The sequence below is a fragment of the Consotaella aegiceratis genome, from assembly GCF_036541425.1.
GTDB classification, from domain to species: Bacteria; Pseudomonadota; Alphaproteobacteria; order Rhizobiales; family Rhizobiaceae; genus Consotaella; species Consotaella aegiceratis.
On sequence record NZ_JAZHFT010000010.1, the window covers coordinates 64,781 to 87,973 of the forward strand.

Annotated in this window: 16 protein-coding genes and 3 pseudogenes; 10 read left to right on the top strand and 9 right to left on the bottom strand. The window is 65.8% G+C overall.

Annotated elements, in window-relative coordinates:
• Positions 1-15 precede the first annotated feature (15 nt).
• Complete coding sequence (locus SMD10_RS09295) at positions 16-789, bottom strand: pyrroline-5-carboxylate reductase (RefSeq protein WP_331685406.1); 774 nt, start codon at positions 787-789, stop codon at positions 16-18.
• Between the two features lie 178 nt (positions 790-967).
• Positions 968-1,501: a DUF992 domain-containing protein gene (locus SMD10_RS09300; protein ID WP_331685407.1), complete on the bottom strand. Its 534-nt coding sequence runs from the start codon at positions 1,499-1,501 to the stop codon at positions 968-970.
• 319 nt (positions 1,502-1,820) lie between these two features.
• Here SMD10_RS09300 and SMD10_RS09305 point away from each other — a divergent pair, with 319 nt between their 5' ends.
• The 7 genes and pseudogenes from SMD10_RS09305 (at position 1,821) to SMD10_RS09335 (ending at position 11,495) form a co-directional block, all read left to right on the top strand.
• Entirely contained in the window at positions 1,821-3,272 is a 1,452-nt protein-coding gene (locus SMD10_RS09305; protein ID WP_331685408.1) for a hypothetical protein, read from the top strand.
• 388 nt (positions 3,273-3,660) lie between these two features.
• Positions 3,661-4,717 (top strand): annotated as a pseudogene (locus SMD10_RS09310) (sugar phosphate isomerase/epimerase family protein).
• A 27-nt stretch (positions 4,718-4,744) separates the two neighbouring features.
• Positions 4,745-5,905, top strand: coding sequence for a Gfo/Idh/MocA family protein (locus SMD10_RS09315; protein WP_331685409.1), 1,161 nt, complete (start codon positions 4,745-4,747; stop codon positions 5,903-5,905).
• A 364-nt stretch (positions 5,906-6,269) separates the two neighbouring features.
• Positions 6,270-8,135, top strand: a complete 1,866-nt coding sequence (locus SMD10_RS09320; RefSeq protein WP_331685410.1) for a coiled-coil domain-containing protein — start codon at positions 6,270-6,272, stop codon at positions 8,133-8,135.
• Positions 8,136-8,361: 226 nt separating this feature from the next.
• Positions 8,362-8,789, top strand: a pseudogene (locus SMD10_RS09325) (Fur family transcriptional regulator).
• A gap of 63 nt (positions 8,790-8,852) precedes the next feature.
• Positions 8,853-10,904 (top strand): NAD(+) synthase, encoded by a 2,052-nt coding sequence (locus tag SMD10_RS09330; RefSeq protein WP_331685411.1) that lies wholly within the window; start codon positions 8,853-8,855, stop codon positions 10,902-10,904.
• 378 nt (positions 10,905-11,282) lie between these two features.
• A complete protein-coding gene (locus SMD10_RS09335; protein WP_331685412.1) occupies positions 11,283-11,495 on the top strand; it encodes a hypothetical protein in 213 nt (70 codons plus the stop codon).
• Between the two features lie 148 nt (positions 11,496-11,643).
• Here SMD10_RS09335 and SMD10_RS09340 read toward each other — a convergent pair whose 3' ends face one another.
• Both SMD10_RS09340 and SMD10_RS09345 read right to left on the bottom strand, forming a co-directional pair.
• A complete protein-coding gene (locus SMD10_RS09340) occupies positions 11,644-14,334 on the bottom strand; it encodes a bifunctional acetate--CoA ligase family protein/GNAT family N-acetyltransferase (protein ID WP_331685413.1) in 2,691 nt (896 codons plus the stop codon).
• A gap of 160 nt (positions 14,335-14,494) precedes the next feature.
• Positions 14,495-14,938, bottom strand: a complete 444-nt coding sequence (locus SMD10_RS09345; RefSeq protein WP_331685414.1) for a hypothetical protein — start codon at positions 14,936-14,938, stop codon at positions 14,495-14,497.
• 209 nt (positions 14,939-15,147) lie between these two features.
• Between SMD10_RS09345 and SMD10_RS09350 the strand changes: the two genes are divergently transcribed.
• Together SMD10_RS09350 and SMD10_RS09355 are read left to right on the top strand one after the other, a co-directional pair.
• Complete coding sequence (locus SMD10_RS09350) at positions 15,148-15,591, top strand: helix-turn-helix domain-containing protein (RefSeq protein ID WP_331685415.1); 444 nt, start codon at positions 15,148-15,150, stop codon at positions 15,589-15,591.
• Between the two features lie 19 nt (positions 15,592-15,610).
• Positions 15,611-16,087, top strand: a pseudogene (locus SMD10_RS09355) (DUF6456 domain-containing protein); the annotation flags it as partial.
• A 33-nt stretch (positions 16,088-16,120) separates the two neighbouring features.
• Here SMD10_RS09355 and SMD10_RS09360 read toward each other — a convergent pair.
• Entirely contained in the window at positions 16,121-16,858 is a 738-nt protein-coding gene (locus SMD10_RS09360; RefSeq protein ID WP_331685417.1) for an SDR family oxidoreductase, read from the bottom strand.
• 76 nt (positions 16,859-16,934) lie between these two features.
• Between SMD10_RS09360 and SMD10_RS09365 the strand changes: the two genes are divergently transcribed.
• A complete protein-coding gene (locus tag SMD10_RS09365) occupies positions 16,935-17,873 on the top strand; it encodes an AraC family transcriptional regulator (protein WP_331685418.1) in 939 nt (312 codons plus the stop codon).
• A 52-nt stretch (positions 17,874-17,925) separates the two neighbouring features.
• On the opposite strand, the gene betA is transcribed toward SMD10_RS09365, so the two are convergent.
• From betA to betI, 4 genes are read right to left on the bottom strand one after another with little or no spacing between them, the layout of a single operon-like run.
• Positions 17,926-19,587 carry a choline dehydrogenase gene (gene betA / locus SMD10_RS09370; protein ID WP_331685419.1) on the bottom strand — a complete coding sequence of 554 codons (1,662 nt, stop codon included), beginning with the start codon at positions 19,585-19,587 and terminating at the stop codon, positions 17,926-17,928.
• A gap of 23 nt (positions 19,588-19,610) precedes the next feature.
• On the bottom strand, positions 19,611-21,068 hold the full coding sequence (betB, locus tag SMD10_RS09375; protein WP_331685420.1) for a betaine-aldehyde dehydrogenase: 1,458 nt from the start codon (positions 21,066-21,068) through the stop codon (positions 19,611-19,613).
• Entirely contained in the window at positions 21,065-22,585 is a 1,521-nt protein-coding gene (gene betC, locus SMD10_RS09380; RefSeq protein WP_331685483.1) for a choline-sulfatase, read from the bottom strand. Before betC ends, betB begins: the two co-directional genes overlap by 4 nt.
• Positions 22,572-23,171 (bottom strand): transcriptional regulator BetI, encoded by a 600-nt coding sequence (gene betI / locus SMD10_RS09385; protein ID WP_331685421.1) that lies wholly within the window; start codon positions 23,169-23,171, stop codon positions 22,572-22,574. Before betI ends, betC begins: the two co-directional genes overlap by 14 nt.
• Positions 23,172-23,193 lie beyond the last annotated feature (22 nt).

Below are 23,193 nucleotides of genomic sequence, written 5' to 3' on the forward strand. Positions count from 1 at the left end.
GTTTTCCGTGGGTGACTACGCTTTCGATCCGCCGGAGACGCGCTCGAGGATCCGGTCCAGTCCGGCATCCACATGGTCGAACAGCCCGGCGTCCTGCAGGAACGCTCGGAACTGCTCGTTCAGTCCGCCGGGTGTCGCGTGGTCGCCGGCGAGAGCCGCAAAGTCCGGCGTGTCGCCTTTGAGCGCTTCGGAGAGCCCGGCAAAGATCGACGCCACGTAACGCCGAGCCTGATCCTCCGGCAGACCGTGGTCGGCGAGCCATCCGCTGACGGCCTGCAGATAGGCGAAATGAGCGGCAACCGTCGAGGAGGCCGCCGAGAGCGCGTCGAAAGCGGCTTCGTCGGCGACCTCGATCGTGCAGCCCAGACGGTCGAACAATGATCGGGCGCCATCGTGCGGCGGATGGATCGGCGTCGTGCCCTGGCGGTCGGCAACGGTCGGTAGGGGGATCGAACGGACGATGTCTGTGGCTGGCGCGACCAGCGATGCGAGCGTGGCGACCGACATCGCCGCGATGACGCTGAGAACGGTCTGATCGGCGCGGAAGCGCAGGGTCGAGAGTACCTCTGGAGCGTCCTGCGGCCGGACGGCCAGGATCGCCACCGTCGCAGCGTCGATGACGCTCTGATTGTCGGGCGCGACGCTGACCGTTGGAAAGCGAGCGGCAAGACCGGCGGCGACGCGGGCATTGCGCGGCGACAGCACGATCGAGGGAGCGTCGCCCTCCCGACAAAGGCCGGTGACGATGGCCGAGGCGATCGCCCCGACTCCGATGATGCCATAGGTCATGATGGTTCCCGATATCTGCCCATTCGGTCGTTGCTGGGCGGCATCGGCCAAACACGGCCCATCGTCAACCTCCCGGGGATCGCAATCGCGGGGAGGCGGGCCGATCGTGGCGTCGATGGTGGGAAATTGGATGCTGAGGAGGACCGAGCGCTGTCGGGCAGCGCTCGGGGATTCGCGATCAGTTCACGGCGTTGAGGGTCACCGACGTGCCAGTGGCCGCCGCGTTCAGGCCGACCTGACCGGTGAGGCTGACGGTCTGGAGCTGGATCGAGCCGGACGTGCCGCCGACCAGGACGTTGGCCCCCGCGCCGGCGCCGAGAGTGGCTTCCACCGTGGCGCCTTCATAAACCCCGCCGAGCGAACCGCTGTGGTAGCCGGCCGTCGGCGCGAAGACCGCCCAGACCAGCTTGCCGCCCGTGGTGAAGCCGACATCGATACCCATCTTGCGGATCGTGCCGGTGTAGCTTTCCGCAGTGTCGGCTCCAACCGTCGGCTGAAACACGCAGTCGAGGCTCTTGGCCGAGCCGAGCACGTAGCCGACGCCGCCGCCGACGTCGCAGGACAGATAGCCGAGCCGGACGCCGCCGGAGTCCTGCGTGGCCTGGGGATAGGGTTCCGTCGGCTGGTAGGTCGGCAGGTCGGCCGCCTGGACGGCCGTGGCGCCAGCCAGGACGGAGGGGACGAGTATCGCGGCGGCAAGAACTCGTTTCATGGATTTGCTCCTTCGAATGCACTCGATTACGCTCCGCGCCGTCGGCATCCGATGGCGCGGGATCGGGGGTGGTAACGATGCAGCGGCGACAACGATCCGGCGATACCGGATGAATCTCGAGCTAGGTCGAAAAGCGGGAAGCAGTGTGACTTTTTGGCCTCGCGGACGTCCGCTCCCTGTCTCGCTGAGGCGAGTTAGGACATGATTTGAGGAAACGCTGCGCCAGGCCATCCAAGCGGTAGAATAGGGCCCTAGATTCGCGTCCGAAATGATGGAAAGGCAGTGGTAGACGGGGCTTAAGCACCGAACGGGGCGACGTATGGACAGCCTGAAGCTCGCAGCCGGGACACTCGCGGTCGTTGTGGCCATCAATGTCGGACGATATCTGCCCGGCGATGAACGACATCCTTCAATTTCGGATGAACCCGCAAGCGTCCAGGCGGCCGAAACCTCACACAAGCGCATTTTCGTGGGCGAAGACGGGACCAGGATCGCGATCGAAACGCCGTTGATCGACAGCTTTCCCTATGTCGGGGACGAGGCGGCCTGCGACGACGTCGTAAGATTCCTGAAAGAGAATGGAGAGGCGGGCTGGGAAGACGATTCCTTTTGCCGGACCATGCCGCCGCCAGGTTCTCCTGAGCGGGATCAGCAGCTTGACATCCTCTCCGGTCTGGCGACCGATCTGGAGGAGGCACAAAACGATATCTCTCAGACGCAGATGGATGAACGCATCCGTTTCGCATTGGGCGTACTCCATGAGCGGCTCGACGATCTTGGCGACCGTGATGCCCAGACGGCTTATTCCGCTCTCCTCGGAAGCAATGTCAGCTATCAGGCGTCGGACGATTTTTATCCGGGGGAGACGGAGGAAACTTTTCCACTTCGAGCCTCTGTCGAAGCCGGCGAAGCGCGGCTTGCGCTCTGCCCCATTGTCCGGCCGACGTGGAGCGACGACTGCTTTGAGGAAGCCGTTTCGCTGTTTGTCGATGACCTCGTCCAGTACGGCCGTCTGAAATCCGACGAGACGATGCTGCTCCATGCCGCGGACCTGATTGAGCAGCGCTATCACAGAATCAAAGCCCCCGATCTCGACCAGGAGACCGATTTCGTCGACAGCTTTACATCCGCCCTCGGCTATGCCGGGGAACTGCAGCCTGACGACCGACAAGCAGTCCGGCAGTTCCGCCGCTCCGTCAGGGCGGCCCTGAACTGGCTGGCGCATCATGAAACGACTGCCGACAAGGAAGATGTCATAGCCATCTATGATGGCCTTGCCGCCGACTACGGCCGGATCGCCGGGCGCAGCCACACCCAGGAGGACGCCCGTATCGCGATCGACTACAGCCAAAAGACGCGGGACCTGATGCTGGAACGAGGCGAGGGAGAAAAAGGGGCCTGGACTGGGACGTCAAATCTGGCCGACGCCTATATCGATCTCGGCGACTTGGATCACGTTCGAGCGAACTACGACAAGGCCCTTGCTCTGCATCGAACGGTGCTCGCTGCGATCGCCCCGGAGGAGGGCCGCTGGCCGATCGACGCGGCCGACGTGAATTATGCTCGCTTCAAGTTGGCGCGGACGTTGCTCCACTACGAATGGGCCGATCTCGATGGCATCGATGCCGCAGACCATCGGGCCATGCTGGGGGAGGCCCAGGATCTCGCGACAACGGCGCGAACCTATTTCAGCCGAGCTGGGACGGCCAAATACGTCGGAATGCTGGATGATATCCTCGCCCAAATCGATATGCGGCTCGCACGACTCTGATCGAACCGTTCGATCCGAATGCGAAACGGTCGGTCCCGGCTTGCCGTCCGCGGCAACAGATCAGCATTGGCCCTCTATGCCAGGATTTTGCTCGGCGTTTTTCGTCTTTGGGCGATTTCCAAGCCACCTCTTCACCGTGCCGAAGCGAGCGGATATGCTCTTTGACGAATCCGGGAACCCATAATCGGCGGGATAAGCCGAAACGCTTCCTTGGTTCGTCTCGATCGGGAGGAACGACGAGGCGTTTTTGATCCTCGGCGCGAGCGCCGATCATCGTTGCTGCGCCTTCTGCCCCCTGATCCTATCGGATTGGCTGCCATGCCCCCGGGCCGTGCTTTGCGCTTGCCCGTCGGCCTGAGGCCATATGGAGAGGTGGAAGGATTTCAGCATGAAGACGATGAAGGGACCTGGGATCTTTCTGGCCCAGTTCGTCGGCGACGCCGCGCCGTTCAATTCGCTGCCCGAGATCGCCAAATGGGCGGCCGGGCTCGGCTATGAGGGCATTCAGGTGCCGACCTGGGCGGGCCAACTCTTCGACCTCGCAAAGGCGGTCGAATCCAAGGACTATTGCGACGAGGTCGCCGGCATCTGCCGCGAGGCGGGCGTCGAGATCACCGATCTGTCGACCCATCTCCAGGGCCAGCTGGTGGCCGTCAACCCGGCCTTCGACGAGGCCTTCGACGGCTTTGCGGCGCCGGAGGTGCGCGGCAACCCCAAGGCGCGGCAGGAATGGGCGGTGAACCAGCTGATGATGGCCGCCAAGGCAAGCGCGCATTTCGGCTTCAAGAGCCACGTCACCTTCTCCGGCGCGCTCGCCTGGCCGTTCCTCTATCCCTGGCCGCAACGCCCGGCCGGACTGGTCGACACCGCCTTCGCCGAACTGGCGAAACGCTGGGTTGCCGATCCTCGACGCCTTCGACGAGGTGGGCTGCGACGTTGGCTACGAGATCCATCCGGGCGAGGACATCTTCGACGGCGCCACCTTCGAGATGTTCCTGGAGGCGACGGGCAATCATCCCCGCTGCCAGATCAACTACGATCCCTCGCACTTCGTGCTGCAGCAGCTCGACTACATCGAGTTCATCGACATTTATCACGAGCGCATCTGCGCCTTCCACGTGAAGGACGCCGAGTTCAACCCGACGGGACGCCAAGGCGTCTACTCGGGCTACCAGTCCTGGACGAAGCGCGCCGGCCGCTTCCGCTCGCTGGGCGACGGCCAGGTCGATTTCGCCGCGATCTTCTCCAAGATGGCCGAATACGATTACGATTCCTGGCCGGTGCTCGAATGGGAATGCTGTCTCAAGCATCCCGAGCAGGGCGCCGCCGAGGGCGCGCCCTTCATCGCCAACCACGTCATCCGTGTCACCGAAAAGGCGTTCGACGACTTCGCGTCGGGCGGCACCGACGAGGCTGCCAACAGGCGGCTTCTGGGGATCGGCTGAGCATCAACGCGTAGGGGGATCAGAGCCATGGCGATCGAAGGGCGGGACGAAAAACAGGCCGGGCGCATCCGGCTCGGCATGGTGGGCGGTGGGCAGGGCGCCTTCATCGGCGGCGTACATCGCATCGCCGCGCGCATGGACGACAACTATGTGCTGACCGCCGGCGCCTTCTCTTCCGATCCGGAGCGCGCCAAGGCTTCCGGGCTGGAACTCGGCCTCTCGGAGGACCGCTGCTACGGCTCCTACGAGGAGATGGCGCGGCGCGAGAAGCGGCTGAAGGACGGCATCGAGGCGGTGGCGATCGTCACGCCGAACCATCTGCACGTGCCGATCGCCAAGGCGTTCCTGCAGCGCGGCATCCACGTGATCTGCGACAAGCCGCTGACCACCAATCTGCGCGACGCCAAAAGGCTGCGCGACGTGGTGGAGAAGTCCGGCGCGATCTTCGCGCTCACCCACAACTACTCGGCCTATCCGATGATCCGCCAGGCGAAGGCCATGGTCGAGGCGGGCGACCTCGGCGACGTCCGCGTCGTGCAGGTGGAATACGCGCAGGATTGGCTGACCGAGGAGGTTCACAACAAGCAGGCGGACTGGCGCACCGACCCGGCGCGCTCGGGCGCCGGCGGAGCGGTCGGCGATATCGGCACCCATGCCTATCAGCTCGCCTGCTTCGTCAGCGGCCTCGCGGTCGAAAGCCTGGCCGCCGAACTGACCGCCTTCGTGTCGGGGCGGCCAGTCGACGACAATGTGCAGGTGCTGATGCGCTTTGCCGGCGGGGCGCGCGGCATGCTGTGGGCGAGCCAGGTCGCGGTCGGCAACGAGAACGGCCTGAAGCTGCGGATCTACGGCACCAAGGGCGGCCTCGAATGGGAGCAGGAGAACCCGAACTGGCTGTGGTTCACGCCGTTCGGCGGCGAGCGCCGGCGCATCACGCGCAACGGGGCGGGCGCCGGGCCGGAGGCGGCGCGCATGAGCCGGGTGCCGTCCGGGCATCCGGAAGGCTATCTGGAGTGCTTCGCCAACCTCTACACCGAGATCGCTTGCGCGATCCGGGCGGCGCGCGACGGCTCGCCGCTCGATCAGGCCGTGGCCTTCCCGGGCATCGACGACGGCATCGACGGCGTTGCCTTCATCGAGGCCTGCATACGCTCCAGCAAGCGCAACGCGGCCTGGGTCACGCCATGACCGCAACCCGGCAGGGTTCGTCTTCACCGCCGAGTTGTCGATGAGATCGGCATCGAGACCCTGGCGACGAACACCGGCAACCGGACCGGCAGCAGGGCGTTCGAGGTGAGGCAAGACCATTTGTCGCGCGTTTCGGAGATCGAGGGTGGAGGGGCATCGAGCGGCAACAGGCGCGTGGCGTTCTGGCGGCGAGGATCGGCTCTCCATCTCGACCGACGGCATCGGGATAAATCATTCAAGACCGGTTGGAGGCGCCGTGCACTGTCGCATTTCGATATGAGCCCCATGTTATCAAGCAGCGCTCACAATTCCGGCGGTAGCCCCACCAGGGCGGCCGCGACGTTCGGTTTCGAGGAGAAGGCACGTGGCCGAGACTACCCCCAGCGATATCTCCAGTGAACTTCGACGTCCCGTTCCGCTCGCGCTCGCGGTTGCCGCAGCGGTAGGCTGGATCGTCGTCATCATTCTCGCGTTTTCCAGTTCGTCCGCCCAGAGCGAATACGAAGCGCGCATCGACGCGCTTCAGGACGAGCGCAGCAACGTCCAGACGCAGCTCGAAGCGCAGCGTCAGGCCAGCGGCGACCTCGAGGCGCTGCGCAGCCAGATCGAGCAGGCGCAGGGCCGGCTCGATCAGCTAGGCCCGCAGCAGGCGACGGCCGCGGCCGATCTGAAGAGCGCCCAGGAGCAGCTCACCGCGCGCCAGCAGGAGCTCCAGCAGGTTCAGCAGCAGGTCGACGCGGCCAAGGGCTCCCAGCAGGAGCTCGCTGCCGCTCAGAAGGACCTCGCCGACATGCGCCAGCAGATCGACGCAGGACAGAAGGAGCTTGCCGAGGTTCAGCAACGCCTGACCGAGGCGCGGCAGCAGGAAGCCGACACCCGTCAGGCCGTCAGCTCGCTCTCCGATGAAGCCGAAAGCCTGACCACGCAGGTGGCCGACGCGCAGGCGGCGCTCGAGCAAGCCCAGGCGGCGCAGGTCCAGGCCGAAAACGACGCCGCCAAGTCGAAGGAGCAGATCGCCACGCTGCAGCAGCAGCAGAGCACGGTTCAGCAGGCGATCGAGGGCCTGCAGCAACAGCGCCAGCAGACGCAGCAGGCGGTCACCGAGATCGGCGCGCAGCGCGATCAGCTGTCCCAGGATACCGAGCGCATGCAGGCGCGCGTAAAAGAGCTTCAAGGGCAGGTGGGCGACCTGACGAAACAGTCGGAAACGCTGACCGGTCAAGTCGGCGACGCCCAGACCAAGCTGGAGCAGGCCCGTAAGGCCGAGGCCGAGACCTCCGATCGTCTGGCTGCCATTCGTCCGCAGGTGGAGAGCCTGACCAAGCAGCAGTCCAATCTGCAGACGGCGATCCAGCAGCTCCAGGCGCAGCGCGAGCAGGTCGCCCAGGACGTCCAGGCGTCAGAGACCCAGCGCGCCGAGCTGCAGACCCGTGTTGCCGACTTGGCCGACACGCTGGCGGCTCGCAGCGACGAACTCGCATCCGTCGAGAAGCGCCTCGCGGCCGCCAGCGCGAAAGCCGCCAGCGACGCGCAGCCGGCAGCAACTGCTCCGCAGGCGGCCGCGACGGCGGGAGACCAGAAACGGCCGGCCACTGGCCAGACGCCAAAGGCGCCGGCGCCTGACCAGGCCAAGCCGCAGGGCAACGCCTCGCAGGACAGCCAGCCCGCCGCCGCCCAGCAAGAGGGCAACCAGCCGTCCAAGCCCAAAGGTCAGGCCCAATCCTCGTCCCCGGCGCAGCCCGCCGGTAAAGAATCGCAGGCGGGAGCTGACGGCGACCAGCAGAAGGCGGCCGCATCTTCCGATCAGGAGCAGCAAGCCTCGGCAGCCACAGAACGGCAGCAGCCAGCCGCCGAGCCCAAGCAGGCAGGGTCGCAGCAGCAACAGCCGCCCGCCAAGGAGTCAGCAGAAGCGAATGCCTCGAAGACGGACGCCGCGCAACCGGGGGTCTCTGTTCAGCCGGGAAATTACGAGGCCGATGCCACCAAGCTGGTGTTCAACGACAACGGCAGTTTCGTCCTGACCGATTCCGAGGCCAAAGGAACGGCGACCGGACAATGGGCGGTGAAGGACGGCAAGATCACTTTTTCCGACGTGAACGGCGAGTTGGAGGGCGCAAACTTCCCGATGACCTGCCAGGTCAAGTCGGGCGAGGGCGGCTTCTCCCTGAGCAAGGCTGGCGATGACAGTTGTGCCGTGTTGGACGGCAAGGCGTTCAAGCCGGAAGAATAGCCGGAAGTCACGATCCTTGATCGTATGACGAAAGGGCTCGGATCATCCGGGCCCTTTTGTTTGGGTACTCTTCGGACTGGGATGCGCGCCAGGCGCGGCCGGACCGCCTTCGCCGAAGGCTTTTCGGAAACGCCGAAGACGGCATCCCTCCGAGTCCTTCCGGAAGCGCTCCTCTTTCCATGCTCACGGCCTGCGTCTACATGAAGACGAGAGCGATGGAGCGGCGATGACGCGCAACTACGAAAGCGAGCTTCGGGACGCCGGCATGCGGATCACCCGGCCGCGCAGGACGATCCTGAGGATCCTGGCGGAGGGGGACGATCACCCCGATGCCTTGGAGATCTCCGCCGTGCCTCGCAGATCGATTCCAGCGTGTCCCTGTCCACGGTCTATCGCACGATGAAAGTGCTGGAGGATCGCGGCGCCATCCACCGCCATGCCTTCGAAGGGGGACCTTCGCGGTTCGAACCGGCGGACGGCGCGCATCACGACCACCTGATCGACGTCGACACCGGCGAGGTCAGCGAATTTCGGTCCGACAGGATCGAGACCTTGCAGGAGGAGATCGCGCGCGCCCACGGTTATGAGATCGTCTCGCACCGCCTCGAACTCTACGTTCGCAAGATGAGGCGGAGCCGAGCCGACCGCCATTGAATTCGCGGCGGTCCCTCGGCATTGATGAGCGGACGCCCAGCATCGAAGGGAACGATCGTTGTCATGACGAGCAGCTTCCACAGCATCTACCGGCACGGTTTCGCGCGCGTGGCGGCTTGTACCATTCCGACCGCGCTCGCCGATCCCGCGGCCAATGCCGAGACGATCGCCGGCATGGTCCAACGCGCCGACAAGGCCGGGGCCGCGCTCGCGGTCTTTCCCGAACTCTGCGTCAGCGGCTATTCGATCGACGATCTGCTGCTTCAGGATCCGTTGCTCGACGCGGTCGAGACCGCCATCGAAACCCTGCTCGAGCGCTCGCGCGATCTCTCGCCGCTGATGATCGTCGGCGCGCCGCTGCGCCATGGTGCGCGGCTCTACAATTGTGCGCTCGCCATCCATCGCGGCCATCTGCTCGGCGTGGTGCCCAAGGTCTATCTGCCGAATTATCGCGAGTTCTACGAGCATCGGCACTTCGCCTCCGGCGAGGGAACCGAGGGCGGCAGCATCGTGATCGGTGGAACGACCGTGCCCTTCGGCCCCGACCTGCTGTTCCAGGCCGAGGACGTGCCGGGCCTCGTCGTCCATGTCGAGATCTGCGAGGACTTCTGGGTGCCCATGCCGCCGAGCGGGGAGGCGGCGCTGGCCGGCGCCAGCGTGCTCACCAACCTCTCGGCGAGCAACATCACCATCGGCAAGGCCGAGACGCGCAAGCTGCTCTGCCAGTCGCAGTCGGCGCGCTGCCTTGCCGCCTATATCTACACCGCCGCCGGCACCGGCGAATCGACCACGGATCTCGCCTGGGACGGCCAGGCTTCGATCTACGAGAACGGCGCGTGTCTGGCCGAGACGGATCGCTTTCCCTCCGGCGAGCGGATCGCGCTGGCCGATATCGACCTCGACCTGATCGCCCAGGAGCGGGCGCGTCAGGGCACGTTCGACGACAATCGGCGGCGCTATCGCGAGCGCACCGACGCGTATCGGACGGTGTCCTTCACGCTGGCGCCGAAGACCGGCGACATCGGCTTCGAACGATCGATGGACCGGTTCCCGTTCGTACCGGCCGATCCGGCCCGGCTCGATCAGGATTGCTACGAAGCCTATAACATCCAGGTCTCGGGCTTGGTGCAGCGGCTTCGCGCGACCGGCATCGACAAGCTCGTGATCGGGGTTTCCGGAGGCCTGGACTCTACCCAGGCGCTGATCGTCTCCGCCCAGGCGCTCGACCTGCTCGGGCTGCCGCGAACCAACATCCTGGCCTACACGATGCCGGGGTTCGCCACGGGTGCCGCGACCAAGGGCAACGCCCACGCCCTGATGGCCTCGCTGGGCGTATCGGCCCACGAGCTCGACATCCGTCCGGCGGCGCGCCAGATGCTGGCCGACATGGAGCATCCGTTCGCCAGCGGCGAACCGGTGCACGACGTGACGTTCGAAAACGTCCAGGCGGGGCTGCGCACCGACTACCTGTTCCGCCTTGCCAACCAGCATGGCGGGCTCGTGGTCGGCACCGGCGATCTGTCGGAGATCGCACTCGGGTGGTCGACCTATGGCGTCGGCGACCACATGTCGCATTACAACGTCAATGCCGGTGTGCCGAAGACCCTGATCCAGTACCTGATCCGCTGGGTGATCAAGTCGAAGCAGTTCGAGCCGGAGGTGTCGAAGACGCTGCAGGCGATCCTGGAGACCGAGATCTCGCCGGAACTGGTACCGGTCGCCGCTGGCGAGAAGCCGCAGAGCACGCAGGCCAAGATCGGCCCCTACGAACTGCAGGACTTCACGCTGTACTACGTCCTGCGCTACGGCTTCCGGCCTTCCAAGATCGCGTTTCTGGCCTATCGGGCCTGGGGTGACACCGCCAAAGGCGACTGGCCGGAAGGGTTCCCCGACGACGGTAAGAACGCCTACGATCTCGCGGCGATCCGCAAATGGATGCGGCTGTTCCTTTCCCGCTTCTTCGGCTTCAGCCAGTTCAAGCGGTCGGCGATGCCGAACGGGCCGAAGGTGACGGCCGGCGGATCGCTGTCGCCACGCGGCGACTGGCGCGCGCCCTCGGACGGCAATGCCCGGATCTGGATCGAGGAGCTGGAGCGCGAGGTGCCGGAGGCCTGAACCTCCTCCGCGAGCGGGCTCGAAGCGTCGATAGCCGACGGGCGGAACCGGGCGGCTTGGATCGGCCGGCTGATCATCGTGGAACCGATTTGAAACGATCGGTGGCCGTGAGGTGGCCTGCCACGACGTGCAATCCTGGAAAAGCGGTACTGCGACATCCTGCCGCGGTTTGCGGCGCCGTGCTCCTCGCCGGATGGATTGAAACGATACAACCCTGAAATGTGGTCGCGAAACTTCATAAAATTGCGTCGGAACGGCGTCGGAGCCCCGCTCAAGATCTGCATTTTCGATCTTTTGAAATCCTTAAAATCAGTTAAAAAACAATGACTTTTGCCGATTTTTATGGGATTGTGATTCGGTCAGATACGGAGGGCGGTGATGACAGAAGGCATGGAAAGTGCGGTGCGCGAAGCGGTGGCACGGGCGAAATCCAACGGTTGCATCGTTGCGGTGCTCGACCTGTCGACGCGGATTGCGAGGCGCTACGGCGGCGGCAGCGAGGAGATCGTCAATCAGGTGACGCACAGGATCATGGAAGAGGCCCGCCGCAGCGGCGTGGCGATGGAACTCAGTCGTTCGAGCTACGCCTGAGCTGAAGCCAAGCCGGAGCGGTCTAACCCCTCGATCGCTTCGGCAGTTTCCTGGTCATCGGGACCTCCGCGACCCTTCCCCGTGTCGCGGAGGTTTTTTGTGGATCGGTGGATGGCGGGCGCCGTTTCCACGGCAGCGGACCGAAGCGTCAGCCGCCTTGCTCGCGGATGGCCGCTTCATCCAGTTCGCCCAGATCGATCTCGACGCGGCAGAGCTGCGGATCGTCGGGATCGACATGATGGCGGAAGCCGAGCTTGCGGGCGAGGTCGAGCATGCCGCGGTTCTCGTAGAGCACGTCGCCATAGATCCGGCGCAGCCCGCGCGCCTTGCCGTAGGAGAGCAGGTGGCGCATCAGGGTCGAGCCCAGGCCATGGCCCTTCATGTCGGAGCGCACCATGATGCCATATTCGGCGATCTCGTTGTCCGGATCGGCGATCAGGCGCGCCACGCCGAGGATCGACGATTCGTCCGCCAGCGGTCTCACTACGAAGGCCATCTCGCGTTCGTAGTCGATCTGGGTCAGACGGGCGACGAAGGCATGGTCGATCTTCTTGATCGGTGCGAAGAAGCGCAGCACGATGTCCTCCGCCGAGGAGCGTTCAAGCATGTCGATCAGCGCAGGCTCGTCCTCGGGGCGGATCGGCCGGATGTGGTAGCTCTGGCCGTCGCGCCCGATGAGCGTGTCCTCCAGTTCAGACGGATAGGGGCGGATGGCGAAGCGCGCCGCCGGCCGGCTGGACGGCTGGCGCACCACCACGCGCCCGTCGAGCGCGATGACGCCGGAGCGATCCGCCAGCAGCGGATTGATGTCGAGCTCGGCGATCTCCTCGAAATCGGCGATCATCTGCGACAGCTTGACGAGGGTCTGGGCCACCGCGTCGAGATCGGCCGCCGGACGGCCGCGATAGCCGCGCAGAAGCCGGGAGACGCGCGTCCGGCCGATCATGTCGTGCGCCAGCACGGCGTTGAGCGGCGGCAGGCCGACCGCCCGGTCGGCGATCACCTCCGCCGCGACGCCGCCCTGGCCGATCAGCAGGACCGGGCCGAAATTCGGGTCCTCGGTGATGCCGACCAGAAGCTCGTGGGCGTCTGAACGCGTCACCATCTGCTGCACGGTGAAGCCCTCGACCTGGGCGCCCGGCCGGCGCTGGCCCACGAGATCGAGCATGTCGATGGCGGCCTGGCGCACCATTTCGGCCGAATCCAGCTCCAGCTGGACGCCGCCGACATCCGACTTGTGCGAGATGTCGCGCGACAGGATCTTGAGCGCCACGGGAAAGCCCATGGCGGCGGCGGCCTCGGCCGCTTCGTCCGGGCTGGCGACCACGCGCGTCTCGACCACCGGAATACCATAGGCGGTGAACAACTGCTTGGCCTCGGGTTCGGTCAGGACCGTCCGACCCTGGCCGAGCACCTCGGTGATCAGGGCGCGCGCGGCCTCCGTCTCGACCGGGTCGATCTGCAGCGCCGGCGGTGTCTGCATCAAGAGTTCCTGATTGCGGCGATAGTCGACGAGATGCATGAAGGCGCGGACAGCCCCCTCCGGCGCCTCGTAGGTCGGCACGGACTGGGCTGCGAAGAAGCGGCGGGCCTCGACGGCCGAGGCTCCGCCCATCCAGCAGGTGAGCACTGGCGCGCGACGGGACGACCCCGCCGCGGCCGCCGTCGCCTTTGCCGCATCGAGGCCATCGCCCACGCCCATCGGGCAATTCATCACCAGAACCCCGTCCTGGCCCCGATCCTGGAGGATGGCCTTGAGCGCCTGTTCATAGCGCTCGCCCGGCGCATCGCGCAGGATCTCGACCGGGTTGCCGTGCGACCAGTCAGACGGCAGCACGGCGTCGAGGGCGGCGATCGTCTCGTCGGAGAATTGCGCGAGTTCGCCGCCGATGTCCTCCAACGAATCCGTTGCGAGAACGCCGGCGCCGCCGCTGTTGGTGACGATGGCCAAGCGGTTGCCGCGCGGTCGCACGCCGGCGGCCAGCGTCTCCACCGCCTCGAAGAGCTGGCGCAATGTTGCCACGCGCAGCATGCCGGCGCGCCGGAACGCGGCGTCGTAGACGGCATCCGATCCGGCCAGCACGCCGGTGTGCGACTGGGCCGCACGCGCGCCGCCCTCGGTGCGGCCCGTCTTGATGATCACCACGGGCTTGATGCGCGCGGCGATCCGCGCGGCCGACATGAACTTGCGCGCCCCGGTGATCGACTCCGCATAGAGGAGGATCGCCCTCGTGCGCCCATCCTGGGCGAGGTAGTCGAGCAGGTCTCCGAGATCGACGTCGCTCATGTCGCCGATCGACAGCAGGTGCGAAAAGCCGAAATCGTGGGCGTGCGCCCAATCGAGCACCGTCATGGCGAGCGGGCCCGACTGCGAGACGAAGGCGAGATCCCCGCCGCGCGGCATGATATGGGCGATCGAGGCGTTGATGCCGCGCTGCGGCGAGATGAGGCCGATACAGCTCGGGCCGACGATGCGCAGGAGATGCGGCCGCGCCGCATCGAGAAGCTGCTGGCGCAGGTCGTGGTCGAAGCCCGCCGAAATCGCGATGGCGGCGCGACAGCCCCGCTCGCCGAGTTGGCTGACGAGCGACGGCACCGAGGCCGCCGGCGTCGCGATGACGGCGAGATCCGGATCGAGAGGCAGCTCGGCGACCGAGCGGTAGTTGACGGTCGAGCCAATGAAATCCTCATGCGGATTGATCGGCATCACCGGACCCTGGAAGCCCGCGCGGAAAAGGTTCTGGGCGAGAACCGACCCCACGGTTCCGGGCCGATTGCTGGCGCCGATCAGGGCGATCGACTTGGGCGCGAACAGCGCATCGAGATTGCGAATCGTCATGGCTGCTTCCGATCCTCCCGTTGCACGCGCCGGTCATCGCCGCCGGCGCGGAAGCGTTGCCAGGACGCGGGGCGGCGCGCCGTCCCGCGTGGGCACGATCATAACGCCTTTGCCGGGTCGGTCGAGACGTCGGGCAACGACCGATTGAAGCATCGCGGGTTCACCGGTCCCAATGCGGCTTCGGCGCACCGCGACGACGGAACCGGTCGTTGAGCGCGCGCCCCGAAGGGCGGTCCTGCGAGCGCGGGGAGGCGAGCGTCCGAGGACTTTCCGTCTCGCCCGACAGCCAGGCGAGCGTCCGCTTGACCGCGATGTGACGGTTGAGGTCGTAGGCGGGGTGATTGGCCCGCGCCCGACGCAGCAGCTTGGCCATCTCGGCCTCGAGCGCGGCGAGAATCGCACGAACCTGGGCGGCGGGAAGGGTGTCGCGGCGAGACGCATCCGCAATCGCTGCGGCGGCATGTTCGAAGCCGAGACGCCGCAGCGTCGCCTCGATTTCGCGGCGACGGCGCGTCTCGCGCTCGGCGTGACGCAGGCCCTGCACATAGGCGGCGGCCGCCGACCTGAGCGCGGCCTCCAGCCGCATACTGCCATTCTCGTCCACTGACGCCTCCTGTCTGCCGGGAACGGGCATGAGACGACAGAGCTGCGAACCGAGGAAAAAATACCGATATTCAATCGGCTCGATACGCAGGAAATGCCGAAAAATAGAGGGAAGTCTGCGGGCAAACCAAGATATTATATAAGGAACTTATTCCTATATCGAGTGAGCTGGTTTAGAGGTGGGTCTGTCTTTCAAGGAAGGTCAGATCCATGCAGATCGATCCCTATCCCCCGGCGCCCCTGCCGCAGGCCGACGTCGGAGCCATGCCGTCCGGAGACGATACGGAGCGACAACGGCAATCCGATACGGTGCGCGGCCGCTGCATCCTGGCCCGTGAAATCGCCGGCGCGATGATGGACGTCCCCGTCGCCGACATCGCGCGTCCGCAGCGCTCGAAGGCCGGGATCTGCGAGGCGCGGCATGTGGCGATGTATCTGGCGCACGTGATCTTTCAGCTGTCGCTGACGGCGATCGCCGTCGATTTCGGCCGCGACCGCACCAGCGTCGCGCATGCCGTGCGGCGCATCGAGGACCAGCGCGACGACGATGCCTTCGACCGCCTGCTCTGCCGGCTGGAGCGGCTGGCGACCTCGTGCGACGAACTGCTGCAGCGCGCCGAGCGGGCGCATCCGGAGGCCGCCGATGACTGCTGAGCGGCCCAGCTATGACGGCGAGGAATCGCCGCTCGCCCGACTGGCGACGCGCCGGACGAAAGACGGCGAGCCGTTTTTGACGCCGAGCGAGGCGATGGCGGGCGATCGTCTGCGAGCCGACTTCACGCGGGCCGGATTGACGCCCTCGGTCACGCAGCGCTGGAGCGCGGCGCCCCGCACGCAAGGCGCCCGGCGCGGCGCAAGCGACCTGTCCGAAGCCGCGATCGATGCGCGAAGCCGGGTCAACGCCGCCGTCACGACGGTCGGACCGGAGCTCTCCGGCGTGCTTCTCGACGTCTGCTGTTTCCTGAAAGGGCTCGAAGAGGTCGAACGCGAACGCGGCTGGCCGGCGCGCTCGGCCAAGCTGATGCTCAAGGCGGGTCTCGGCATGTTGGCGCGCCATTACGGCTTCGATCGCGAGATGACCGAGGGCAGGAGCGGCCGCATCCGTCGCTGGGGCGCCGCCGACTACCGCCCGGCGATCGATGGCCGTTGAGGCTCACGCCCCAAACGATCGGGGCGAATGCCCTCAGCCTTGCGCCGTCGGACGAATGACGATCTCGCCCACATCGACGTCGTCGGGCTGCTCGATCGCAAAGGCAATGGCGCGGGCGACCGCCTCGGGCGGAATCGCGATCTGATCCATGGTCGCCTGCATTTGAGACACGACGCTGCTGTCCGTCATGGAGGACGGCAGTTCCGTCGCCACGAAACCGGGTGAGATGGTCGTCACGCGCAGCTTTTCGCCGGCCTCCTGGCGCAGTCCTTCGGAGATCGCGCGCGCGGCGTTCTTCGAACCGTCATAGACCGCCATGGTCGGAACGATCTTGAGGCCGGCGGTCGACAGCGTGTTGACGAAATGACCGGTGCCCTGGCGGCGAAACACCGGAAGCGCGGCCGCGATGCCATAGAGCACGCCCTTGACGTTGACGTCGATCATCGCCTCCCAGTCATCGACCCGCAGGTCGTCGAGCGGCGAAATCGGCGCGATGCCGGCATTGTTGATCATGACGTCGAGCCTGCCGAAACGGCTGCCGGCGAGGGCGACGAGATCCGTCAGATCCTTGCTGCGTCTCACATCGGTGGTCTTGTAGACGGCCTCGCCGCCCGCTGCCTCGATCCGCTCGCACAACGCCTGGAGACGATCCTCGCGGCGAGCGCCGAGCACCAGCCTTGCGCCGCGTTCGGCCAGCAGCAGGGCCGTCGCCTGGCCGATGCCGCTGCTCGCACCGGTGATGGCGACAATCTTTCCTTCGATCCCAGTCATAGTCGGGCTTCCTTGCAAATGTTGCCTGGCCCGGTAAGTGTGTAGAAGAAGGTGGGGTCTCTATGCTGGAAACGCCATGAATTCGGCGAGATCGTACAAACCTACGGATCCTCTATCCGACGTCTTTTCTCTTCTCGACATTCATGCCGGCCGCTGCACCCGCTTCGAGGCCGGAGGGGCGTGGGCGCTTCGGTTTCCCGCCAAACCGGCGTTGAAGTTCGGCGCGGTGCTCAAGGGCGAATGCTGGTTCATACTGCCGGAAACGGAGCCCGCACGGGTGGTGGCCGGCGACGCCTTCCTGCTGGCGAATGCGCCGTCCTACATGCTGGCCAACGATCCGCAGAAAGCGCCGGAAGATGGCATCGCGCTGTTCGACTGGGCGCATTCCGACGTGGCGCATCACGGCGGCGACGATACGGTACTGGTGGCCGGCGCCTTCGCCTTCGAATCCGCAGCCGCGGAGCTGTTGCTCGATGCCCTGCCCATCTTCATGCGCATACCGGGCGACCAGCCGTCGGCGCTGATGATGCGCGAAACCCTTGCAATCCTCGACCAGGATATCCGCGGCGGCGCGATGGGGGCGTCGTTGGTGGTGCGACGGCTAGCGGAGGTGCTGCTGGTGCAGGTGCTTCGCGCCTATGCGTCAGGCGCCGGCGAAGCGGGTCCTGGTTGGGTCGCCGCACTCGCAGACCTCAAGGTCGGCCAGGCGCTGCGGCTGCTGCATGGCGATGTGGCTCACCGTTGGACCGTGGACGAACTGGCCCGCGCGGTCGGCATGTCGCGGTCGGGATTCGCCACCCGGTTCAAGGAGCGCGTGGGCCTGCCGCCGTTGGACTATCTGCTCCACTGGCGGATGGAGCTCGGCCGCGACTTCCTGCGTCGCGACGAGCCCGTGGCGAAGGTCGCCCGGCGCCTCGGCTATGCCTCCGAGAGCGCCTTCGCCAACGCCTTCAAGCGCGTCCACGGCACGGCGCCGAAACGCTACTGGAGGGTGCCCCGCGCCGAGAACCCGTGAAGCCGCATCGCTTGTACGATTCGGCGCAGGCGATTGGCAGTCGATGCAGGGCTTATCGGTCCGAGGTCTCCCAATTGGGATTGATCCACGGCGCTGCATTCTCGGCGGGCAGGGGCGTCTTGCCGAGAATGTGGTGGGCCGCCTTCTCCCCCACCATGATCGACGGTGCATTGATGTTGCCGTTGGTGATGTGGGGGAAGATCGAGCTGTCGACGACGCGCAGACCGTCGACGCCGATCACCCGGCATTCCGGGTCGACGACCGACATCGGATCGTCCTTGGCGCCCATTTTGCAGGTGCCGCAGGGATGGAAGGCGCTTTCGACATGCTCGCGAATGTGGTCGTCGAGCGCCTCGTCGGATTGCGCCGTCTCGCCCGGCAGGATTTCTTTGCCGCGATAGGGATCGAAGGCGGCCTGCGCGAAGATCTCTCGCGTCAGCCGGATGCAGCGGCGGAAATCGACCCAGTCCTGTGGGTCGGACATGTAGTTGAAGAGGATGCGCGGCGCCTCGTTGGGATCCGCCGACTTCAGCGTGACCTCGCCGCGCGAGGCCGAGCGCATCGGGCCGACATGCGCCTGGAAGCCGTGGCCTTCGGCGGCCGCCTGGCCGTCGTAGCGCACCGCCATCGGCAGGAAGTGGTACTGGATGTCCGGATAGTCGACGCCGGCGCGCGACCGTACGAAGGCGGCGGCCTCGAACTGGTTGGAGGCGCCGAGCCCGCGCTTCAGGAACAGCCATTCGGCACCGAGCAGCGCCTTGGAGACCAGGTTCCAGTGCTTGTAGAGCGTGATCGGTTGGGTGGAGGCCTGCTGGATATAGAGCTCCAGGTGGTCTTGCAGGTTCTGCCCGACGCCTGGCCGGTCGGCGACCACGTCGATACCGTGTTCCTTGAGATGGGCGGCCGGACCGATGCCCGACAGCATCAACAGCTTCGGCGAGTTGATCGACGACGCGGCAACAATCACTTCGCGCTTGGCCCAGATGGTTTCGACCACGCCTTTGCGTTCGACCCGGACGCCGACGGCGCGTCCCTCGTCGAGGATGATCTTGCGCGCGAAACAGCGCACCAGTTCGACATTCGGCCATTTCAGAGCGGGCTTGAGATAGGCGTTCGCCGTGGACCAGCGACGACCCTGCCAGATCGTCTGCTCCATTGGGCCGAAGCCCTCCTGCTGCTCGCCGTTATAGTCGTCAGTGAGAGGAAATCCGGCCTGCCGACCGGCTTTGAGGAAGGCGTTGAACAACGGATTTTCGCGGGCGCCGCGAATGACGTGCAAAGGGCCGTCCGTTCCGCGCCAGGACGACGTGTCGTCGTCCAGGTCGCCGTGCCAGGTCTCCATGCGCTTGAAGTAGGGCAGCACATCGGCGAAGCCCCAGCCGACGGCGCCGCTATCGCGCCAATGGTCGTAGTCTCGCGCGTGGCCGCGCACATAGACCATGCCGTTGACCGAGGACGAGCCGCCGATCACCTTGCCACGCGGTGTCACCAACCGCCGGCCGGCGAGATGCGGCTCCGGTTCGGTCATGAAGCCCCAATCGTAGCGCTTCATGTTCATCGGATAGGAGAAGGCGGCCGGCATCTGGATGAAGGGGCCTGCGTCGGTGCCGCCATATTCGAGAACGATGACCGAGTTCCGACCGCCCTCGGCGAGACGATAGGCGAGCGCGGCGCCGGCCGAGCCCGACCCGATGATGACGAAATCTGCCTGCATGCTGTTTTCCGGCGTCTGGTGCTTCAATAGGGCGCTTCCACGTCGCCCATGGCGACATAGACGGACTTCACCTGGCTGTAGTGCTCGATCGCCGCGCGTGAATTCTCGCGGCCGACACCCGACAGTTTGGCGCCGCCGAACGGGGCCTCGACCGGCGTCAGATTGTAGGTGTTGATCCAGCAGGTGCCGGCTTCCAGCCGGGCAACGACGCGGTGCGCGCGGGCGAGGTCGCGGGTGAAGACGCCGGCCGCGAGACCGAAGGGCGTGTCGTTGGCGCGCGCCACCACCTCGGCCTCCTCTCGGAAGCCGAGGACCGACATGACCGGTCCGAACACCTCGTCGCAGGCGACCGTCATCTGATCGGTGACATCGGCGAAGACCGTGGGCTCGACATAAAAGCCCTGGTCGAAGCCGGAGGGAACGCCGCCGCCGACGACGAGGCGGCCGCCCTCGGCCTTGGCCTTTTCGATGTAGGAAAGAACCTTGTCGCGCTGGGCCTTGGAAATCAGCGGACCGACCTGGGTGGCCTCGTCGCGCGGATCGCCGATGATCGCCTTTTTCGTGCGCTCGACGAGCCGCTCGAGGAAGGCCTTCTCGATGGATTCATGGACGAAGACGCGGGTGCCGTTGGAGCAGATCTGGCCGGTGGAATAGAAGTTGCCGTTGATCGCCGCGCTCACCGCGTTGTCGAGATCGGCATCCTCGAAGACGATCAGCGGCGACTTGCCGCCGAGCTCCATGGTGACGTGGCGGATGCCCTCGGCCGCCGCGGCATAGACCTTGCGGCCCGTCGGCACGGAGCCGGTGAGCGAGACCTTGGCAGTGCGCGGATCGGTGGCCAGCTGCGCGCCGACTTCGCCGAACCCCTGCACCACGTTGAACAGCCCGGCCGGGGCGCCGGCCTCGATGAAGATCTCGGCGAGCTTCAGCGCGCAAAGTGGCGTGACCTCGGAGGGCTTGAACACCATCGCGTTGCCGCAGGCGAGCGCCGGCGCCGCCTTCCAGCAGGCGATCTGGGTTGGATAGTTCCACGCGCCGATGCCGACGCAGACGCCCAGCGGCTCGCGGATCGTATAGACGAAGTCGGAGCCCAGCGGCATGGTCTCGCCGGTGATCGTCGCGGCCAGGCCGCCGAAATATTCCAGCGCGTCGGCGCCGGACGTGGCGTCGGCGACCAGCGTCTCTTGGAGCGGCTTGCCGGTGTCGAGCGTCTCCAGCTCGGAGAGTTCGCGATTGCGCGCGCGGATGATGTCGGCGGCGCGGCGCAGCACCCGGCCACGCTCGACAGGCGGACGGGCGGCCCATTCCGCCTGAGCCCTGGCGGCGGAGGCGAGCGCCTTGTCGACGATGGCCGGCGTGGCCGCATGCAGACGGGCGATCACTTCGCCGGTCGCGGCAAAGATACAGTCGAGCGGAGCGCCCGTATCGTCCTCGACATAGGCACCGTCGATGAAATGGCTGGCGGTTGGCTGTGCGGTCATCCGTCACCTCTCGGATAGCGTTGCCGGTGTTCCAAATCGTCGAGATTCATATGGTTGCGCATGAAGCGCTGCGAGGCATCCTGATAGGGCTGGTAGTCCCAATGGGCATATCGGCCCTGGCGTAGCGCGTTGTAGACGACGTGCCGGCGCGCCTGGCTCTCGCGCACGGCGGAGTCGAAGGCGGCCATGTCCCAATACTCCGTCACCATTGCGGCGAAGTCCGCGACGATTTCGGCATAGGCCGGGTCGGCCGCCAGGCTGGCCACCTCGTGGGGATCGCCGACGAGATCGAAGAGCTGCGGCGGGTCGAGCTCGCAGTGGATGTATTTCCAGCGGTCGCGGCGCAGCGCCACCATCGGCGCCTCGGTTCCCTCGGCAGCGTATTCCATCCGCACCGGGCTGGTGCGCGGCGTGCCATGGGCCAGCGGGACAAGAGACTCGCCATCCGTGAAGGGCCGGATTTCGGATAGATCGATCCGGGCGAGATCGGCCAAAGTGGGCGTCACGTCCATCGAACTGACCGGCGTGTCGATGCGGCCCGGCGGCAGATCGGGCGAGGCGATCATCAACGGCACGCGGGCCGAGCCGTCGAGGAAGCTCATCTTGAACCACAGCCCGTGCTCGCCGAGCATGTCGCCGTGATCGGAGAGGAAGACGACGATGGTATCGTCCGTCTGCTCCGTCGCGTCGAGGGCCTCGAGCACCTCGCCGATCTTGTCGTCGATGTAGGAGATGTTGGCGAAATAGGCGCGCCGGGAGTTGCGGATGTCGTCTTCGGTGATCCGGAAGGATCGCCAATCGCTGGCGTCGTAGAGACGCTTGGTGTGCTTGTCCTGGCTGTCGTAGTCGAGCGCCGGGTTGGCGGGCATCAGATGCTCGCAATCCTCGTAGAGATCCCAGTATTTCTTCCGCGCCACATAGGGGTCATGCGGATGGGTGAAGCTCACCGTCATCATCCACGGACGGGGATCGTGGCGCCGGCCGAGATCGTAGACCTTGCGCGTCGCCTGGTAGGCGACCTCGTCGTCGTATTCGAGCTGATTGGTGATCTCGCCGACGCCGGCACCGGTCACCGAGCCGAGATTGTGGAACCACCAGTCGATGCGCTCGCCCGGCTTGCGGTAGTCGGGCGTCCAGCCGAAATCGGCCGGATAGATGTCGGTGGTCAGCCGCTCCTCGAAGCCGTGCATCTGGTCGGGGCCGACGAAGTGCATCTTGCCGCAGAGCGCGGTCTGATAGCCGGCGCGGCGCAAATGGTGTGCATAGGTCGGACTATCGGAGGAAAACTCGGCCGCGTTGTCGTAGACGCGGGTACGGCTGGGAAGCTGCCCCGTCATGAAGCTGGCGCGCGCCGGGGCGCACAGCGGCGACGGGCAGTAGGCATTGGCGAACCGTGTCGAGCGGGCGGCCAGCGCCCGGAGATTAGGCACGTGAAGCCAATCGGCAGGCCCGTCGGGAAACAGGGTGCCGGTCAGCTGGTCCACCATGAAGATGAGGATATTGCTACGGTCGCTCAGGGTTGGCCTTCCTTTCGAGCCACAGGTCGAGATAATCGTTCACCAGCGCGCCCACCTCGGTGCGCGCCGGGGTGATGTCCTGGAGGGCATGGCGGATGTAGAAGCCGTCGATCATCGCTGCGAGACCCTGGGCCACGCGGCGCGCCGTCGCATCGTCGAAGATCCGGCGAAGGTTGAAGACGAGATTGGAATTGAGCCGCTTGGCATAGATCTGGAGCAGCCGGTTCGCGTCCGCCGAGTGCATCGACTGGGCATAGAAGGCCAGCCAGGCGGCGACCACCTCGTCGTCGAACTGCCGTGGCGCGAAGCTGGCGTCGATGATGGCGCGGATGCGCGCCTCCGGCGTCGGGGCCTTTTTAAGGCCGGCTTTGACACTCTGTCCGAAAAGCACGAGTATGTGGCGCATCGCGGCGAGAAAGATTTGATCCTTTGACCCGAAATAATGGTGCGCCAACGCAGCGGAAATTCCCGCTCTCCGGGCGATCTGGCTTACGGTAATGTCTAGCGTTCCTGCTTCGCCGACTTCAGCGATGGTCGCTTCGATCATCGCTTTTCGCCTGACTTTCTCCATTCCGAGCCGCGGCATTGCGATTTCTCTCTGGATCAAC

Coding starts and splice junctions, on each gene's coding strand:
- SMD10_RS09295 (WP_331685406.1), bottom strand. CDS start 789: ATGACCTATGGCATCATCGGAGTCGGGGCGATCGCCTCGGCCATCGTC.
- SMD10_RS09300 (WP_331685407.1), bottom strand. CDS start 1,501: ATGAAACGAGTTCTTGCCGCCGCGATACTCGTCCCCTCCGTCCTGGCT.
- SMD10_RS09305 (WP_331685408.1), top strand. CDS start 1,821: ATGGACAGCCTGAAGCTCGCAGCCGGGACACTCGCGGTCGTTGTGGCC.
- SMD10_RS09315 (WP_331685409.1), top strand. CDS start 4,745: ATGGCGATCGAAGGGCGGGACGAAAAACAGGCCGGGCGCATCCGGCTC.
- SMD10_RS09330 (WP_331685411.1), top strand. CDS start 8,853: ATGACGAGCAGCTTCCACAGCATCTACCGGCACGGTTTCGCGCGCGTG.
- SMD10_RS09335 (WP_331685412.1), top strand. CDS start 11,283: ATGACAGAAGGCATGGAAAGTGCGGTGCGCGAAGCGGTGGCACGGGCG.
- SMD10_RS09340 (WP_331685413.1), bottom strand. CDS start 14,334: ATGACGATTCGCAATCTCGATGCGCTGTTCGCGCCCAAGTCGATCGCC.
- SMD10_RS09350 (WP_331685415.1), top strand. CDS start 15,148: ATGCAGATCGATCCCTATCCCCCGGCGCCCCTGCCGCAGGCCGACGTC.
- SMD10_RS09360 (WP_331685417.1), bottom strand. CDS start 16,858: ATGACTGGGATCGAAGGAAAGATTGTCGCCATCACCGGTGCGAGCAGC.
- SMD10_RS09365 (WP_331685418.1), top strand. CDS start 16,935: ATGAATTCGGCGAGATCGTACAAACCTACGGATCCTCTATCCGACGTC.
- betA (WP_331685419.1), bottom strand. CDS start 19,587: ATGCAGGCAGATTTCGTCATCATCGGGTCGGGCTCGGCCGGCGCCGCG.
- betB (WP_331685420.1), bottom strand. CDS start 21,068: ATGACCGCACAGCCAACCGCCAGCCATTTCATCGACGGTGCCTATGTC.
- betI (WP_331685421.1), bottom strand. CDS start 23,171: ATGCCGCGGCTCGGAATGGAGAAAGTCAGGCGAAAAGCGATGATCGAA.